Source organism: Cupriavidus sp. FW305-F7 (genome assembly GCF_058782875.1).
Window position 1 is genome coordinate 61,705 of sequence record NZ_JBYSYC010000035.1, and the last position, 16,922, is coordinate 78,626.

The 16,922-nt window shown below is 67.0% G+C and carries 16 protein-coding genes; 7 read left to right on the top strand and 9 right to left on the bottom strand.

Features of this window, described 5'->3' with window-relative positions; all coding sequences use genetic code 11:
* Positions 1-156 precede the first annotated feature (156 nt).
* The 6 genes from AC3WL8_RS27705 to AC3WL8_RS27730 all read left to right on the top strand — a co-directional run bounded on the left by AC3WL8_RS27705 (position 157) and on the right by AC3WL8_RS27730 (position 5,318).
* Positions 157-1,536, top strand: coding sequence for an amidohydrolase (locus AC3WL8_RS27705; protein ID WP_013956464.1), 1,380 nt, complete (start codon positions 157-159; stop codon positions 1,534-1,536).
* A 114-nt stretch (positions 1,537-1,650) separates the two neighbouring features.
* Complete coding sequence (serB, locus tag AC3WL8_RS27710; protein WP_013956463.1) at positions 1,651-2,505, top strand: phosphoserine phosphatase SerB; 855 nt, start codon at positions 1,651-1,653, stop codon at positions 2,503-2,505.
* Between the two features lie 209 nt (positions 2,506-2,714).
* On the top strand, positions 2,715-3,002 hold the full coding sequence (locus tag AC3WL8_RS27715) for a hypothetical protein (RefSeq protein WP_013956462.1): 288 nt from the start codon (positions 2,715-2,717) through the stop codon (positions 3,000-3,002).
* The gene (locus AC3WL8_RS27720) at positions 2,999-3,301 is read left to right on the top strand and encodes a hypothetical protein (RefSeq protein WP_153955275.1); all 303 of its coding nucleotides are present in this window, start codon (positions 2,999-3,001) and stop codon (positions 3,299-3,301) included. The genes AC3WL8_RS27715 and AC3WL8_RS27720 overlap by 4 nt, the downstream gene beginning before the upstream one ends.
* A gap of 10 nt (positions 3,302-3,311) precedes the next feature.
* Complete coding sequence (locus tag AC3WL8_RS27725) at positions 3,312-4,961, top strand: PepSY-associated TM helix domain-containing protein (RefSeq protein ID WP_211980976.1); 1,650 nt, start codon at positions 3,312-3,314, stop codon at positions 4,959-4,961.
* A 117-nt stretch (positions 4,962-5,078) separates the two neighbouring features.
* Entirely contained in the window at positions 5,079-5,318 is a 240-nt protein-coding gene (locus AC3WL8_RS27730) for a DUF2789 domain-containing protein (RefSeq protein WP_010810122.1), read from the top strand.
* Between the two features lie 6 nt (positions 5,319-5,324).
* On the opposite strand, the gene AC3WL8_RS27735 is transcribed toward AC3WL8_RS27730, so the two are convergent.
* The 9 genes from AC3WL8_RS27735 to AC3WL8_RS27775 form a co-directional block, all read right to left on the bottom strand.
* Complete coding sequence (locus tag AC3WL8_RS27735) at positions 5,325-6,548, bottom strand: cystathionine beta-lyase (RefSeq protein ID WP_013956459.1); 1,224 nt, start codon at positions 6,546-6,548, stop codon at positions 5,325-5,327.
* A gap of 166 nt (positions 6,549-6,714) precedes the next feature.
* A complete protein-coding gene (locus AC3WL8_RS27740) occupies positions 6,715-7,353 on the bottom strand; it encodes a hypothetical protein (RefSeq protein ID WP_013956458.1) in 639 nt (212 codons plus the stop codon).
* A gap of 8 nt (positions 7,354-7,361) precedes the next feature.
* Positions 7,362-8,546: a beta-ketothiolase BktB gene (gene bktB / locus AC3WL8_RS27745; protein ID WP_013956457.1), complete on the bottom strand. Its 1,185-nt coding sequence runs from the start codon at positions 8,544-8,546 to the stop codon at positions 7,362-7,364.
* Positions 8,547-8,638: 92 nt separating this feature from the next.
* A complete protein-coding gene (gene rimO / locus AC3WL8_RS27750; protein ID WP_035820084.1) occupies positions 8,639-10,018 on the bottom strand; it encodes a 30S ribosomal protein S12 methylthiotransferase RimO in 1,380 nt (459 codons plus the stop codon).
* A gap of 145 nt (positions 10,019-10,163) precedes the next feature.
* Positions 10,164-11,132 carry a tRNA dihydrouridine synthase gene (locus tag AC3WL8_RS27755; RefSeq protein ID WP_013956455.1) on the bottom strand — a complete coding sequence of 323 codons (969 nt, stop codon included), beginning with the start codon at positions 11,130-11,132 and terminating at the stop codon, positions 10,164-10,166.
* 293 nt (positions 11,133-11,425) lie between these two features.
* Entirely contained in the window at positions 11,426-11,977 is a 552-nt protein-coding gene (gene phaR / locus AC3WL8_RS27760; RefSeq protein WP_013956454.1) for a polyhydroxyalkanoate synthesis repressor PhaR, read from the bottom strand.
* Positions 11,978-12,412: 435 nt separating this feature from the next.
* A complete protein-coding gene (locus tag AC3WL8_RS27765; protein WP_013956453.1) occupies positions 12,413-13,153 on the bottom strand; it encodes a 3-ketoacyl-ACP reductase in 741 nt (246 codons plus the stop codon).
* A 76-nt stretch (positions 13,154-13,229) separates the two neighbouring features.
* The gene (locus tag AC3WL8_RS27770; RefSeq protein ID WP_211980975.1) at positions 13,230-14,411 is read right to left on the bottom strand and encodes an acetyl-CoA C-acetyltransferase; all 1,182 of its coding nucleotides are present in this window, start codon (positions 14,409-14,411) and stop codon (positions 13,230-13,232) included.
* Between the two features lie 84 nt (positions 14,412-14,495).
* A complete protein-coding gene (locus AC3WL8_RS27775) occupies positions 14,496-16,265 on the bottom strand; it encodes a class I poly(R)-hydroxyalkanoic acid synthase (protein ID WP_013956451.1) in 1,770 nt (589 codons plus the stop codon).
* Between the two features lie 445 nt (positions 16,266-16,710).
* Here AC3WL8_RS27775 and AC3WL8_RS27780 point away from each other — a divergent pair, with 445 nt between their 5' ends.
* On the top strand, positions 16,711-16,914 hold the full coding sequence (locus AC3WL8_RS27780) for a hypothetical protein (protein ID WP_013956450.1): 204 nt from the start codon (positions 16,711-16,713) through the stop codon (positions 16,912-16,914).
* Positions 16,915-16,922 lie beyond the last annotated feature (8 nt).

The window sequence follows — 16,922 nt, forward strand, 5'->3', positions numbered from 1 at the left end:
AATGACGCGCATCGCATCGAGATACGCCTGCCCTCTCCCCCGCCCCTCTCCCAAAGGGAGAGGGGAGAAACCACTCCGCTTTTCCCGGCGCATTGCAACTTGCCGCGCGCCGCCACACTGCCTGCATTACACCAACAACAACGAAGGAGACCTTGCATGGCTGTCCGTGATTCCGCATCCCGTCCCACCACCCGCTTTGCTCTCGCCGGCCTGGCCCTCGCCGCCGGCCTGCTCTGCAACACCGCGCAGGCACAGACCACGCCGGCCCCCATCTCCGCCGACACCCTCCACGCCCAGATCGAAACCCGCGCCAAGGCCGTCGAGAAACAACTAATCGCATGGCGCCGCGACATCCACCAGCATCCGGAACTGGGCAACTACGAGACCCGCACCGCGAAGCTGGTGGCTGACCACCTGCGCAAGCTCGGCATGGAAGTGAAGACAGGCGTGGCCAAGACCGGCGTGGTCGGCGTGCTCAAGGGCGGCAAGCCCGGTCCGGTGGTGGCGCTGCGCGCCGACATGGATGCGCTGCCGGTCAAGGAACGCGTGGACGTGCCGTTCGCGTCGAAGGCCAAGGGCCAGTACCTGGGCAAGGAAGTGGACGTGATGCACGCCTGCGGCCATGACACCCACGTGGCGATTTTGATGGCCACCGCCGAAGTGCTGGCCGGCATGAAGGACCAGCTGCCCGGCACGGTCAAGTTCATCTTCCAGCCGGCCGAGGAAAGCCCGGCCGACTTCGAACCCAATGGCTCCAACACCTGGGGCGCCAAGCAGATGGTGTCCGAGGGCGTGCTGGACAATCCCAAGGTCGATGCGATCTTCGGCCTGCATGTGAGCAGCGGCATCGAATCCGGCAAGCTGGGCTGGCGCAGCGGCCCCTCGATGGCGGCGGCCGACCAGTTCTGGATCGACGTCAAGGGCCGCCAGACGCACGGCGCGCGGCCGTGGGGCGGGATCGACCCGATCGTGGTGGCGTCGCAGATCGTGATGGGCCTGCAGACCATCCAAAGCCGCCAGGTCAACGCCATGCTGGAACCGTCGGTGATCACAGTGGGCACCATCCACGGCGGCAACCGCATGAACATCGTGCCGGAGAAGGTCGAGATGATGGGCACCGTGCGCACCTATGACGAAGGCATGAAGAAGGACATCCATGCCCGCATGAAGCGCACCACCGAGGCCATCGCCACCAGCGCCGGGGCCGAGGCCAACTTCCGCGTGGTGGAGCTGTACAACGCCACCATCAACCAGCCGGCCCTGACCGAGAAGATGGCACCCACGCTGCAGCGCGTGGCCGGCGAAGGCAACTGGATGATCACGCCCAAGGCGACCGCGTCGGAGGACTTCTCGTTCTACCAAGAGAAAGTGCCGGGCCTGTTCTTCAACCTCGGCGTGACGCCCAAGGGCCAGGATGTGACCAAGGCGCCTTCCAACCACTCGCCTGAGTTCTATGTGGACGAGCCGGCGCTGATCAACGGCGTGCGCGCCCTGTCCAGCCTGACCGTGGACTACATGGTGATGGCGCAGCGCTGAGCGGCTCGCCCTGGGCGCTGCGGCGGGGCTACAATAACAGTTTTGCCGCGCGCATTGCGGCCAGCCCCTCCCCGCCTTGCCGCCAGCGCGGCAAGCGCCCGATCCTCATTCGTCATGCCCCTGATCCTCCAGAGCACCGCCCCGCTTCCCACCGCCGACCTCGACACCGCCCGCACCCTGGCCCGCGCCTCTGAACTGGTGCTGCGCAGCGATACCGTGGCGGCCGCCGAGGAATGCGCGCCGCTGACGCCGGCGCTGCGCGATGCGCTGGACGATTTCTGCGGCCCGCGCGCGATCGACTGGGCAGTGGTGCCCCCGGGGCGCAAGCTGTCCGACTTCCGCCTGGTGGCAATGGACATGGACTCGACCCTGATCACGATCGAGTGCATCGACGAGATCGCCGATTTCTGCGGCCTCAAGGCCGAGGTCTCTGCCATCACCGAAGCCGCCATGCGCGGCGAGATCACCGATTTCAACGAGAGCCTGCGCCGCCGCGTGGCCCTGCTCAAGGGGCTGGACGCCAGCGTGCTGGACTGCGTCTACGAAGAGCGCCTGCGGCTGTCGCCGGGCGCCGAGCGCATGCTGCAGACCGTGCAGGCGCTGGGCCTGCGCACGCTGCTGGTGTCGGGCGGCTTCGTGCATTTCACCGAGAAGCTCAAGGCACGGCTCAAACTCGACGTGACCCGCGCCAATACGCTGGAGATCGTCGACGGCAAGCTGACCGGCAATGTGGTTGGCGAGATCGTCAATGCCGACGTCAAGGCCCGCACCGTGCAGGAAGTCTGCGCCCAGATCGGCGCCACGCCGGACCAGGCCATCGTCATGGGCGATGGCTCCAACGACCTGAAGATGATGGCCGTGGCCGGCCTGTCGGTGGCCTTTCGGGCCAAGCCGGTGGTGCGCGCGCAGGCCAGCGTCGCGTTCAACCACGTCGGGCTGGACGGCCTGCTGGCGCTGTTCCCGCACTGATCCCTGTCCGCGGCAAACGCGGCTTCGCGCCGGGCGGCAAGCGCCCGGCTGGCCCCACCCACCCGGGCCGCCAGCGACAATTCGCGCTACAGCCAGCGCAAGTCCCTCCCCAAGTGCAGATACATCCCTGAGACGCAGCGTCTACTTAGCGCTTGCCTCTTCAAATACGAATCATTATCATTAATGTTTCGTTTATCTGACATTGCCCCATGCAAGTTCTGGCCGTCCTTGTTGGCCTGGCTGCGGCCGCGTGCCTGTACCTGGCCGCGCCCAACCAGGTCCTGCTGCCGCCCGGCAGGATCGCGCAACCGCGTGTGCTGGGCTGGCTGGGCCTGGCCCTGGCCATCGTCAGCACCTGGCTGTGGAGCACCACCGACGGCTGGCCCGTGGCCATTGCCGCCAGCCTGGTAACAGTGCCCTGCGCGCTGTCGGTATGGCCCTTTATCGGCACCTATGCCGCGCGCAAGCGCTGGGCGGCACGGGAGCAACGGGCATGAGCGCAGACCAATCCGCGATAGGCACCAAATGGCTGGCCGGTGCGCTGCTCGGGCTGCCGCTGGCGGTGGCGGTGTGCACGCTGTCGATCCTGTGGCTGCCGGGCGGCTGGGAAACCGGCATCGTCGCGGCCGTGGCGGCTTGCCTGCCGGTGTGGGTGGCCATCATCAGCGCCAGCCTGCTGTTCCGTTCCAGCCGCACCGCCTGGATCTGGCTGGGCGGCGCCAACCTGATCTGCTTCGGTGCGCTGTGGGCGCTGCGCCTGGCCGGCCTGGCGCCGGCTGCACTGCCCGCCTCCTGAGAATGCCATCTTGAAAACCGCAACCCTGCGCCTGTACCAGATGCTGCATACCTGGGTCGGCCTGATGGCCGGCTGGGCCCTGTTTATCGCCTTCTTTGCCGGGGCGGTCACCGTGTTCCACCACGAACTGCATGTGTGGCAGTCGCCGTCGCGGCTCAAGGGCAGCGCGCCGGTCGAGGCCAAGGCCGACCCGGCCGCGGTCGACCGCTTCATGCAGAAACTGGTCGCGATCCACCCCGAGGCCGCGGCCAGTTCCTACGTGATCATGCCGTCGGAGGGCGAGCCCAATATCTCGGCCTACTGGCAGGACAAGTCCGGCGAGTGGCAGATGACCACCGACGCCCGCCTGGCCGGCGACGCCGCGATGCAGCGCGACACCTCGCGCGACCAGGTGATCGGCGAACTGTCGGCGTTCCTGAACAGCCTGCACTACTCGCTGGGGATCCCGGTCGGCGGCATCTACTTCATGGGTGCGATCTCGGTGCTGTACGGGCTGGCGCTGGTGTCGGGCGTGTTGCTGCACCTGCCGCGGCTGAAGAAGGACCTGTTCGCGGTGCGCCCCGGGCGCAACCTGAAGCGCTTCTGGATGGACACCCACAATGTGCTGGGCCTGTTCAGCCTGCCCTTCCACCTGGTCTTTGCCATCACCGGCGCGCTGTTCTCCGTGTCGCTGGTGCTGATGACGGTGTTCAACACACTGACCTTCGACGGCCGCCTGTTTGAGGCGGTGCCCCGTGCCACCACCGCCGTACCGGAAGTGGCCGCGGCCGGCCGTACGGTGCCGACCATGCCCACCGCCACGCTGATGCAGATTGCGCGCGAGCACGGCGGCGAGCGTTTCGCGCCCGAGTCGTTCCGCTTCCAGCGCTTTGGCGACGCCAATGCCGTGGTGGAAGTGCGCGGCACCAGCACGCAGGCCCTCGGCAACCTGGGCTCGGTCGGCATCCATGCCGCCAGCGGCGAGCCCAACGCGGGCCAGCTGACCGCCAACCAGACCGCCGGCACGCGCGACAGCAACCACGGGCTCTACAGCGCGCTGTACGCGCTGCATTTCGGCACCTTCGGCGAGCTGCCGGTGCGCCTGGTCTACCTGCTGGCCGGGCTGGCCGGCGCCTTCCTGTTCTATTCGGGCAACCTGCTGTGGATCGAGTCGCGGCGCAAGGTGCGCCAGGCCGAGCAGCCGCGCGTGCACCGGCTGCTGGCGCAGGGCACGGTCGGTGTGTGCATCGGCTGCTGCATCGGCGTGGCGCTGTGCTTCCCGGCGGCGCTGCTGTGGCCGGAGCGCGCGGTGAGCTACACCTATTTCACGGTGTTTGGTCTGGCCTGTGCCTGGGCGTTGCTGCGCCCGCCGGTACGCGCCGCGGTGGAGCTGCTCTACGCCGCCGCGCTGGCGTCGCTGACCGTGCCGCTGGCGAACGCGATCCTGACCGGCGACCACCTGCTGCACAGCATCCCCAGCGGGCATTGGATCATCGCCGGCTTCGATATCGGCGCGATCGCGCTGGCCGCGGGCTTTGTCGCCCTGGCCCGCGCCACGCAGCGCCGCGCGCGCAGCTGGCCGGCGGAGTCGGTGTGGGCGATGCCGCAGGCAGCCCAAGCAGCACAAGCCGCCAAGCCCACCGCGAGCGCCAAGACGATGCCCAGCGCGGATACGCCCTGAGCGCACGGCGCCCGCACGCAAAAACGGGCGCAGCAGCGTCCGTTTTTGTTTCCTTGACCGCGCCAGCCCGGCCGCTGCCCTACACTATCTCAGGCCAACAACATCGAGCCGACCGCCATGGAATCGACCTTCCACCAGTTTTCCGAACTGTTCGCCCAACTCGGCCTGGCCTCCGACGAAGCCAGCATCCGCAGCTTTATCGGCACGCACGCCCCGCTGCCCGACGATGTCGAGTTGGCCGAGGCACCGTTCTGGACCCCCGCCCAGGCTACGCTGCTGCGCGACGAGCTGCTGGACGACGCCGACTGGGCCGAGGTCGTCGACCAGCTCAATCTCGCCCTGAGACAGCCGGCCTGAGGCCGCTTACGCGGCCAGCGTAGCCTCCAGCGCCTGGCGCAGGTCGGCGATCAGGTCGCGCGTGTCTTCCAGGCCGATATAAAGCCGCACCAGTTCGCCGGTGTCCTGCCAGCCGGCCGGCGGCCAGGTGCCCGCCGGGCGCATGCCCTGCACGTGGTATGGCACGGCCAGGCTGTGGGCGCCGCCCCAGGACCAGCCGATCGCAAACAGCTGCAGCGCCTCGACGAAGGCATCCACCTGCTGGCGCGTATAGCTTGCCCGCAGGATGATGGCAAAGAGCCCGCTGGCACCGGTGAAATCGCGCCGCCAGCTGGCGTGGCCGGGGCAGTCCGGCAGCGCCGGATGCAGCACGCGCGAAACCTCGGGCCGCTGGTGCAGCCACTCCGCCACTTCGCGGGCCGCACGGTCATGCGCGGCCAGGCGCACCGGCAGGCTCGGCAGCCCGCGCAGCACCAGGTGGCAGTCATCGGCGGAAACACCCCAGCCCATCAGCATGCGGGTGCGCTTCAGGCGCTCATGCAGGGCATCGTCGCAGGTCAGGACCGCGCCCATGAGCACGTCGCTGCCGCCGGACTGGTACTTGGTCAGCGCCTGCACCGAGATATCGATGCCCTTGTCGAACGGGCGGAAGTAGATGCCGGCCGACCAGGTATTGTCGATCGCGGTCAGCACGCCGCGCGCCCTGGCCGCGGCGACGATGGCGTCGCTGTCGGGCACTTCCATGGTCACCGAACCGGGCGACTCCATCCAGACCAGGCGCGTATTCGGCCGGATCATCGCCGCCACCGCAGCGGCGTCCATCGGGTCGTAGTAGCGCACGGTCACGCCGAATTCGCGTGCCAGCCACTCGCCGTGGTCGCGGTTGGGGCCGTAGACGTTGCGCGGCACCAGCACGTCGTCGCCGCTCTTGAGCAGCGCGAAGTAGACCAGCGAGATTGCTGCGAGTCCTGACGGCTGCAGCAGCGTGTGGCGCGCGCCCTCCAGCAGCGCCAGGTGCTGGCACAGCGCCTCGCTGGTGGGCGTCGCGTGCAGGCCATAGCGCCAGTAAGTGGTCGCACCGTCGCCATGGGCACGCAGTTCGGCCAGGTTGCGGAACACCACGGTGGAGCCGCGGTGCGTGGCGGGAGAAAACGAGGCAAAGCCGGGCGCGATCTCCAGCTCGGGCTGGACCGCAACGGTTTGCAGGTAATGGGCGGGCGACGCGGGCTTGTCGGATGGCGAATCGGACACGGCGGTTTCCTTGCTGGCTGCTGGCCGGCCACGGCGCGCTGCCCCGGCGGTATGCCCGGGCAGAAGCGCGGCAACGGTCAGGAATGAGACTCGATGAGCCTTCGAGCTTACCAGCAAATGCCGGCCGCGCCACCGCTGATGGCAACGGCGGGCACCAGGAAACGGCTTACCAGCCGGAAATCGAGGACTTCGGCGCTGGCGGCGCGTAGGTGACGCCGCTGTTGGGCGTCATGTCAAACGGGGGGATCACCAGCACGCCCAGCGGGCGGATAAAGAACGGCAGCACGATGGCCGGGTTGAACGCATCGGTCCAGGTGCCGCGCACGGCGCCGCTGGCGTCGATGCTGCCTTCCCAGTTGCCCGACACGCGGGTGCCGTCGTCGGACTCCTCCATCAGGAAGGCGCCGCCCTCCCACTCGCCGGCCAGCAGGCGCACACCGGCGCCACGGCCTGCGTATTCGCCGCGCACGCTGTCGCGCTCGTCAGGCTTGGGGCCCAGGCGCAGCCGCACCGGCTGGTCGCCGACCTTGCCGACGTAGACCGGCAGCGACGCATATTCCGGCCGCGGCGCCAGAGGTCTTGGCGCGCCAGTGGAAAGCGAGGTGCCGCCGCGCCGGGCTTCGCCGTCGCGAATGGCCTGGTTGATGCCCAGGCCTTCCCCGCCGGCAGGCCCGCCAGCGGGTGCAACGTTAGCCGGGCCGGTCGACAGCTCGGTGCCCGGCGCTGCCTGCACCGTGCCCGCCAGGGCGAGCACGGCGGCCAGGCCCAGCGTGCAGAGGTTCTTCGTCAGCAAAGCCGGGCGCAAGGCTAACCTCAGATGCGTTCGAAGATAGCGGCAATACCCTGCCCGCCGCCGATGCACATCGTCACCAGCGCGTAGCGGCCCTGCACGCGGTTCAGCTCATGCAGCGCCTTCACCGTGATCAGGGCACCGGTGGCGCCGATCGGGTGGCCCAGCGAGATGCCCGAGCCGTTCGGGTTGACCTTGGCCGGATCCAGGCCGAGCGCCTTGGTCACCGCGCACGCCTGCGCGGCAAAGGCTTCGTTGGCTTCGATTACGTCCAGGTCCGACACCTGCAGGCCGGCGCGCTCCAGCGCGATCTTGGTCGCCGGCACCGGGCCGATGCCCATGGTCTTGGGGTCCACGCCGGCATGGCCGTACGACACCAGACGGGCCAGCGGCTTCAGGCCGCGGCGCTCGGCTTCGGCGCGCTCCATCATCACCACCGCGGCGGCGGCGTCGTTCAGGCCCGAGGAATTGCCGGCCGTGACCGTGCCATTTTCCTTGACGAAGACCGGCCTGAGCTTGGTCATGTCGTCGATGGTGGCGTCATGACGCACGTGCTCGTCGGTGTCGAAGGTGACATCGCCCTTGCGGCCCTTGCTCACCACCGGGACGATCTGGTCCTTGAAGTAACCGGCCTTGATCGCGGCCGAAGCGCGGCGGTGCGATTCCAGCGCGGCCTCGTCCTGCTGCGTGCGCGAGATGTCGTATTCCTTGGCGACGTTCTCGGCGGTCACGCCCATGTGGATGCGATGGAAGGGATCGTGCAGCGCGCCCAGCATCATGTCGACCAGGCCGGCATCGCCCATGCGTGCGCCCCAGCGGGCCGCGGGCGCCAGGTACGGCGCGCGGCTCATGCTTTCCGCGCCACCGCCGATGGCGACGTCGGTATCGCCCAGCAGGATAGTCTGCGCGGCGCTGACGATGGCCTGCAGGCCCGAACCGCACAGGCGGTTCACGGTCAGCGCGGGGGCATTGACCGTCACCCCGCCGTTGACGGCCGCGACGCGGCCCAGATACATGTCGCGCGGCTCGGTCTGGATCACGTTGCCGAACACCACGTGGCCGACATCGTCGCCCGATACCTGCGCGCGCGCCAGCGCCTCGCGCACCACCAGCGCGCCCAGCTCCGCCGGCGCCACATCCTTCAGGCTGCCGCCAAAGGTCCCGATCGCGGTACGGACACCGCTCACCACTACCACTTCACGCGTCATGACTTTGTCTCCATGAGGGTTATGTTGCACCGCACAGTATAGCGGGACGCGGACGAAATCGAACGAGCGTACTTTTACCTAATCAACCCGTTTCAGACCTCGCCCCACAGATCGTGGCCGTCGGCGCCGGTGATCTTCACGTCGACGAACTCGCCGGCGCGGTAGCGCTGGGAATGGCGCTCCGGCGGCGCGATATAGACCAGGCCGTCGATTTCCGGCGCATCCGCGGAGGAACGGCCGATGCCGCCGTCCTGGTTGACCTCGTCCACCAGCACGCGCAGGGTCTGGCCGACCTTGCGCTGCAGGCGTCGCGCCGAGACCTCTTCGGCCACTTCCATGAAGCGGGCGCGGCGTTCCTCGCGCACCTCGTCGGGCAGCGCGCCCGGCAGGTCGTTGGCGGTGGCGCCCTCCACCGGCGAATAGGCGAAGCAGCCGACGCGGTCCAGCTCGGCCTCGGCGATAAAGTCCAGCAGCGTCTGGAACTCCGCCTCGGTCTCGCCCGGGAAGCCGGCGATAAAGGTGCTGCGGATGGTCAGCTCAGGGCAGATCTCGCGCCAGGCGCGGATGCGATCCATGGTCTTCTCGGCATTGGCCGGGCGCTTCATGCGCTTGAGCACGTCTGGGTGCGCATGCTGGAGCGGCACGTCCAGGTACGGCAGCACGTGGCCCTGCGACATCAGCGGGATGATCTCGTCCACGTGCGGGTACGGGTAGACGTAGTGCAGGCGCACCCAGGCGCCATATTGCGCAGCCAGCTCGCCCAGCGCCGCCACCAGTTCGGTCATGCGGGTCTTGAGCGGGCGGCCGTTCCAGAAGCCGGTGCGGTACTTGACGTCGACGCCGTAGGCGCTGGTGTCCTGCGAGATCACCAGCAGTTCCTTGACGCCGGCCTTGAACAGGTTCTCGGCCTCCAGCATGACCTCGGCCACCGGGCGCGACACCAGGTCTCCGCGCATCGACGGGATGATGCAGAACGAGCAGCGGTGGTTGCACCCCTCCGAAATCTTCAGGTAGGCATAGTGCTTGGGCGTCAGCTTGATGCCGGCGGCCGGCACCAGGTCGGTGAACGGGTCATGCGGCTTGGGCAGGTGCGTGTGCACCGCCTGCATCACCTCGCCCAGCGCATGCGGGCCGGTCACGGCCAGCACCTTGGGGTGCACCGACGACACGATGTCGTGGCCCGCCGCATCCTTCTTCGCCCCGAGGCAGCCGGTGACGATGACCTTGCCGTTTTCGGTCAGGGCCTCGCCGATGGCGTCCAGGCTCTCCTGCACGGCCTCGTCGATAAATCCGCAGGTATTGACCACGACCAGGTCGGCGCCGTCATAGGTGCCGCTGATGGCATAGCCCTCGGCGCGCAGTTGGGTGATGATCTGCTCGGAGTCGACCAGCGCCTTGGGGCAGCCAAGGGAAACGAATCCCACACGCGGACTATGGTCTTTCTGGGTCGTTGATTCTGAAGGGTTTTTCACGGTGCAATCCGAATGTGGGGCAGGCGCGGCGGAATATGCGGGGACAGGGCCGGCGGCCGGTGAGCCAATCGCGCATTTTAACCGTTTGCCATGAATTCTCGGCGCCTGACTCCACACATGTGGCCCAGGCTGCGGCAATGCCGCGTCATTCCGGCGCGGTAGCAGCTCCCGGCAGGCCTTCCAGGACCCGCTCTATCTCCACGGAGCCCTGCATGCGCCGGATGGCTGCATGCAGTTCGGCGGCCTGTGGCCAGGTCCGCTTGAGATAGCTGAGCCACAGTTTCACGCGCCCATGCTCGTGGCAGGAGGCAATACGGGCATGCAGCTTTTTCAGGTAAGTGGCGATCTGGCGCAGCACCAGTGGCCACTCCTCGTCTGACGGCGTGCTGTCCATCAGCCCGCGAATGCGCAAGGCCAGGAAAGGGTCGGACACGGCGCCGCGCCCGATCATCACGTCGGCGCAACCGCTGACGGCCCGGCAGCGTTCCCAGTCCGCGACCGTCCAGACGTCTCCGTTGGCAATCACGGGCACGTCCACCGCCGCCGCAATGCGCGCGATCCAGTCCCAGTGGGCCGGCGGCCGGTAGCCATGGTCCCGCGTCCGGGCATGGACCACGAGGGAGGCCGCGCCGCCCTCGGCCAGCGCCGTGGCGCAATCAATCGCCAACGAGGTATCGGAGACGCCCAGCCGCATTTTTGCCGTCACGGCAATATGGGCCGGCACCGCAGCGCGCACGGACGCAACGATCCGGCTCAACAACTCAGGATTCGTCAGCAGCATGGCGCCGCCGCCATGCCGGTTGACGACCTTGGCGGGACAGCCGAAGTTCAGGTCGATGCCATGCGGCGACAAGGTCGCGGCATAGGCCGCATTGCGCGCCAGCCATTCCGGGTCGCTGCCGAGCAACTGGATCACCATCGGCGTGCCGCTGCGGGTATAGCCGCCGGCGAGGATTTCGGGCGTATCGCGCTCGTAGACGCGCGCAGGAAGCAACGAACCCGTCACACGAACGAACTCGGATACACAGCCGTCGTAGCCGCCGGTATCGGTCAGCACGTCGCGCAAGACGTAGTCGGCGAGCCCTTCCATGGGGGCCAGGAACAGCCGGCTCATGGCGAAGCCTTCACCGAAGCAGAGGACCAGGCCTTAAAGGCCGGACGAGCATATTGGATAACGGAGGGCATGGGGTTTCGCGCACAAAAGGCGAGTCCACACTGAGCCGCCGCTGGAGAGAGTTGCGTGATTGCGTGCGCCTGGGGGCACAGACCGCGCATTCTACCTGCTTTGCGTCGGCAGGGCCTTCAGGGAGGTGTGCGGGCGCTGGGCATCCGCCTGCATGCGAGCGCGGGCTGAGTGCCAGCCCGCGTGCGGGATATGCGGAGGGTGCAGAGCCCGCCGCTAGTGCTTTACTTCTTGTCCGGCTGGTTGAACGGGAACGTCCCGAACATATTCTTGGCCTGACTTTGCATCTGCTCCTGCATCTGCACGAACAGGTTCTTGCTCTGCTCGATGTAGTTGCTCATCATGCCCTGCATCATCGGGCCCTGCATGTTCATGAACTGCGACCACATGTCGGGGCTGAAGGTTTCGCCGGAATACAGGCCCTTGGAGTTCTCGGCCAGCTTGTTCTGGATGTCGATGAAGGCCTGGATGTTCTTTTCCAGGTAGGTGCCCATCATGCCCTGCATGGCATGACCATAGAAGCGGATGATCTGCGACAGCATCGCGCTGGAGAACATCGGCACGCCGCCCGACTCTTCTTCCAGGATGATCTGCAGCAAGATGCTGCGGGTCAGTTCGTCACCAGACTTGGCGTCGACGACCTTGAATTCCTCTGAATCCATGACCAGCTGCTTGACGTCGGCGAGGGTGATGTAGGTGCTGGTCTGGGTGTCGTAGAGCCTGCGGTTCGGATACTTTTTGATCAGTCGCTCTGCGCCTTTTTTGGTCGTGGCCATCGGTGCTCTGTCCTTGTGTCATCGCTGTTTGCGCGCTGCTGCACCGCATGGGGTGCAGTGCGCAAATCGGTATCGCCCGCGCCATCTGCTTGTTGTCGTGCCGGCCGTCTGTGGCCTGTTCGCGCATGGCTGCGCGTGGCGGCCTGCAACCTCGCCCCCGCGAGGGCCGCGCTGCACGAACATGGTGCTGGCTGCGCCGCTGCCCTGATTCTATGCCCAACAAGGCACTAAGAAAAGCGAACGGGCTTAAGGAAAACCCGGTGAACTGGCGCAAAAAGGGAGGAATGCCACGCGGGCAGAAACGATTCGCGGGCCATGACGGCCCGCGAAACAGGCGGCGAAACGAAGCGTCCGCCGCCTTGTGCGCCGCGCTGGCTGCACCGCAATACGCGGGCGCCAGCGCCGGCTGCCGACTGGTTGAACCAGGCCGGCAGGTCAGCCCATATGCAGGCCGCCGTTGAGCGAGAAGTCAGCGCCGGTCGAGAAACCGGACTCGTCCGACGACAGCCAGGCGCAGATCGAAGCGATCTCTTCCGGCTCGCCCAGGCGCTTGACCGGGATCGTCCCGACGATCTTGTCGAGCACGTCCTGGCGGATCGCCTTGACCATGTCGGTGGCGATATAGCCCGGCGAAACGGTGTTGACCGTCACACCCTTGGTCGCCACTTCCTGCGCCAGCGCCATGGTGAAGCCGTGTAGGCCGGCCTTGGCGGTGGAGTAGTTGGTCTGGCCGAACTGGCCCTTCTGCCCGTTCACCGACGAGATGTTGACGATACGGCCCCACCCGCGGTCGGCCATGCCGTCGATCACCTGCTTGGTGACGTTGAACAGCGAGGTCAGGTTAGTGTCGATCACCGCGTCCCAGTCGGCACGGGTCATCTTGCGGAACACCACGTCGCGGGTGATGCCGGCGTTGTTGATCAGCACATCGACCTCGCCGACCTCGGCCTTGACCTTGTCGAATGCGGTCTTGGTCGAGTCCCAGTCAGCCACGTTGCCTTCAGAAGCAACGAAGTCAAAGCCGAGTGCCTTCTGCTGCTCGAGCCACCTTTCACGGCGCGGCGAGTTGGGGCCGCAGCCGGCCACCACACGAAAGCCATCCTTGGCCAGCCGCTGGCAGATGGCGGTTCCGATACCACCCATGCCGCCGGTCACATACGCAATGCGCTGAGTCATGTCCACTCCTTGATTGGCTCTTCGTTATCGTCGCCGGGTCCGCGCCAACCGCGCGCGGACCCGGAAAACCCCTTCCTTATTTGCGCTCGACTGCCAGCGCCACGCCCATGCCGCCACCGATGCACAGCGAGGCCAGGCCCTTCTTGGCGTCGCGGCGCTTCATTTCATGCAGCAGCGTCACCAGGATACGGCAGCCCGACGCGCCGATCGGATGGCCGATGGCGATGGCGCCGCCGTTCACGTTGACCTTGGAGGTGTCCCAGCCCATCTGCTGGTGCACCGCCAGCGCCTGCGCGGCGAAGGCCTCGTTGATCTCCATCAGGTCCAGGTCCTGCGGGGTCCACTCGGCGCGCGACAGGGCGCGCTTGGAGGCCGGCACCGGGCCCATGCCCATCACCTTGGGATCGACACCGGCGTTGGCGTAGCTCTTGATCGTGGCCAGCGGGGTCAGGCCCAGTTCCTTGGCCTTGGCCGCCGACATCACCACCACCGCGGCGGCGCCGTCGTTCAGGCCCGAGGCGTTGGCCGCGGTCACCGTGCCGGCCTTGTCGAAGGCAGGCTTGAGGCCGGACATGCTGTCCAGCGTGGCGCCCTGGCGCACGAACTCGTCGGTCTTGAAGGCCACCGGGTCGCCCTTGCGCTGCGGGATCAGCACCGGGACGATCTCTTCGTCAAACTTGCCGGCCTTCTGCGCGGCTTCGGCCTTGTTCTGCGAGCCGACCGCGAGCTCATCCTGCGCCTCGCGCGTGATGCCGTATTCCTTGGCCACATTCTCGGCGGTGATGCCCATGTGGTACTGGTTGTACACGTCCCACAGGCCGTCGACGATCATGGTGTCGACCAGCTTGGCATCGCCCATGCGGAAGCCGTCGCGCGAGCCCGGCAGCACGTGCGGGGCGGCGCTCATGTTTTCCTGGCCGCCGGCCACCACGATCTCGGCGTCGCCTGCAATGATCGCGTTGGCGGCCAGCATCACGGCCTTCAGGCCCGAGCCGCACACCTTGTTGATGGTCATGGCCGGCACCATCGCCGGCAAGCCGGCCTTGATCGCGGCCTGGCGTGCGGGGTTCTGGCCCGAACCGGCGGTCAGCACCTGGCCCATGATGACTTCGCTCACCTGCTCCGGCTTGACGCCGGCGCGTTCCAGCGCGGCCTTGATGACCACGGCACCCAGTTCCGGCGCCGGGATCTTGGCCAGCGAGCCGCCAAATTTGCCGACCGCGGTGCGGGCGGCGGATACGATGACAACGTCAGTCATTTTGTAGTCCTTTCAATGGAAACGGGAGGGAACCTGCATGCCTGCCGGCGCCGTGCATGACGCACGCCGGCCCTCATGCAAGCGTCATGCCTTGGCTTTGACGTATCGCCCAGGCGCGGGTTCGATCGCGGGATAGCGCGCATTGCCGTAGTTGGCGGGCGCGGCACGTTTCGCGCCGGCCTGGCCTGCCAGCCATGCGGTCCAGTCCGGCCACCAGCTGCCGTGATGCTCGGTGGCGCCAGCCAGCCATTGCTGCGGCGACTCCGGCAGCGCATCGTTGGTCCAGTGGCTGCGCTTGTTCTTGGCCGGCGGGTTGATCACACCGGCGATATGGCCCGACGCACCCAGCACGAAGCGCAGCTTGTTCGCCAGCAGCGCGGTCGAGGCATAGGCCGCGGTCCATGGCACGATATGGTCTTCGCGCGAGCCGTAGATGTAGGTCGGCACGTCGATGCTGGCCAGGTCCACGGGCACGCCGCACACAGTCAGCTTGCCCGGCACCTTGAGCTCGTCCTGCAGGTAGGTGTGGCGCAGGTACCAGCAGTACCAAGGCCCCGGCAGGTTGGTGGCGTCGCCGTTCCAGAACAGCAGGTCGAACGGCACCGGCGTGTTGCCCTTCAGGTAGTTGTCGACCACGTAGTTCCACACCAGGTCGTTCGGGCGCAGGAACGAGAAGGTATTGGCCAGCTCAAGGCCGCGCAGCAGCGCGCACGGCGCGCCGGCGGCGCCGCCCAGCGTGGCCTCGCGCAGCTGCACATGGCCCTCGTCGACAAAGACGTCGAGGATGCCGGTGTCGGCAAAGTCCAGCAGCGTGGTCAGCAGCGTGACGCTGGCAGCCGGGTGCTGGCCGCGCGCGGCCATCACCGCCAGCGCAGTCGACACAATGGTGCCGCCCACGCAGAAGCCGAGCACGTTGATCTTGTCCTGGCCGCTGATGTCGCGCGCGACTTCGATGGCGCGGATGGCCGCGTGCTCGATGTAGTCGTCCCAGGTGCTGCCAGCCATGCTGGCGTCCGGATTGCGCCACGACACCAGGAACACCGTATGCCCCTGCTCCACCACATGACGCACCAGCGAGCTCTCCGGCTGCAGGTCCAGGATGTAGTACTTGTTGATGCACGGCGGCACCATCAGCAGCGGGCGCGCATGCACCTTGTCGGTCAGCGGCTTGTACTGCAACAGCTGGAAGTATTCGTTCTCGAAGACTACGGCGCCTTCGCTCACCGCGACATTGCGGCCGACCTCAAACGCGCTCTCGTCGGTCTGCGAGATCTTGCCGCGCGTCAGGTCTTCCATCATGTTGCGCACGCCGGCACGCAGCGATTCGCCGCCCGACTCGATCAGCAGGCGCTGCGCCTCGGGATTCGTGGCGAGGAAGTTGGCGGGCGACATCGCATCGACCCATTGCGAGATCGCAAAGCGGATGCGCTGGCGCGTCTTGGCATCGGCCTCAACAGCATCGGCCAGCTCGGTCAAGGCGCGCGCATTGAGCAGGTAGAACGCGGCAGCGAAGCGGTATGGCAGGTTGGTGCGCCACGCGTCGCCGGCGAAGCGCCGGTCGTGCAGCGGCCCGGTGGCCTCGGCCTTGCCCTCGGCCATGGCCTGCCACAGGGCTGAGAAGTCCTTCATGTAACGCTGCTGGATATCACCCAGCTGCGCCGGCTCGATCTTGACGCCTGCCAGCGCATCCAGGCCCGGAATGCCGGACGCGGCCGCGTGGCCGTTGCCTTCAGTGCCCTGCCACTGGCGGGACCATTCCAGCCATGTGGCTGGATCGAATGGCCCCGGCGTGAACTTGAATGGTTGGGACTTGCCTTCCTGAGTGGAAGCTGCCGCGCCTTTGCCGGTCGCCATGATTTGATTGTCTCTCTGCCGTCACTATTCGAACCGGCTCCGGGCATTGCCCTGGCCGGCACTTTGCATGGGGAGATGCTATCCGAATGGACCCGGCTTGCGCCTCCCCAAAGCGGGAGGGTCTGCCGGCACATCTGCCCTGGAACTGGCTGGAAGCCTAGACCGCACCTGCTGCAGCCATGGCTCGCGTCCATTCCGATAGCGGCTCCCCTTTTATCCGGCAAACGCGACACTCTGGCGTGGCAACGCCATGCGGTATGCTTGCCGGAGAAACCTGGGAATCGTCAGCGATTCCGAGACATTTGAGCTCATTGTTGCCTTGCAACGCACGCGCTGTCAATGCGGGAATCCGTCCCGGCGCCGCGCGCTTCCCGACCTACCGGACGGTATGCAGCGCTCGCATCTGCCGAGGCCACAGAGCATAGGCGAGAAGGATGAAATTTTGATGTACATCGTGGCCATTGGCTGGCTCTACGTGGCGCTGATGATGGCGATCACCGAGCACACCGTGGTGGCAGGGGTTGCCACCTTCCTGATGTATGGCGTGGCGCCGGTGGCGCTGGTGCTCTACATCATGGGCACGCCCGGCCGGCGGCGGCGCAAGGCCGAAGCCGAGCGCGCGCAGGCGGCCAGGGGCAAGGACGAGTGAGGCAGCGG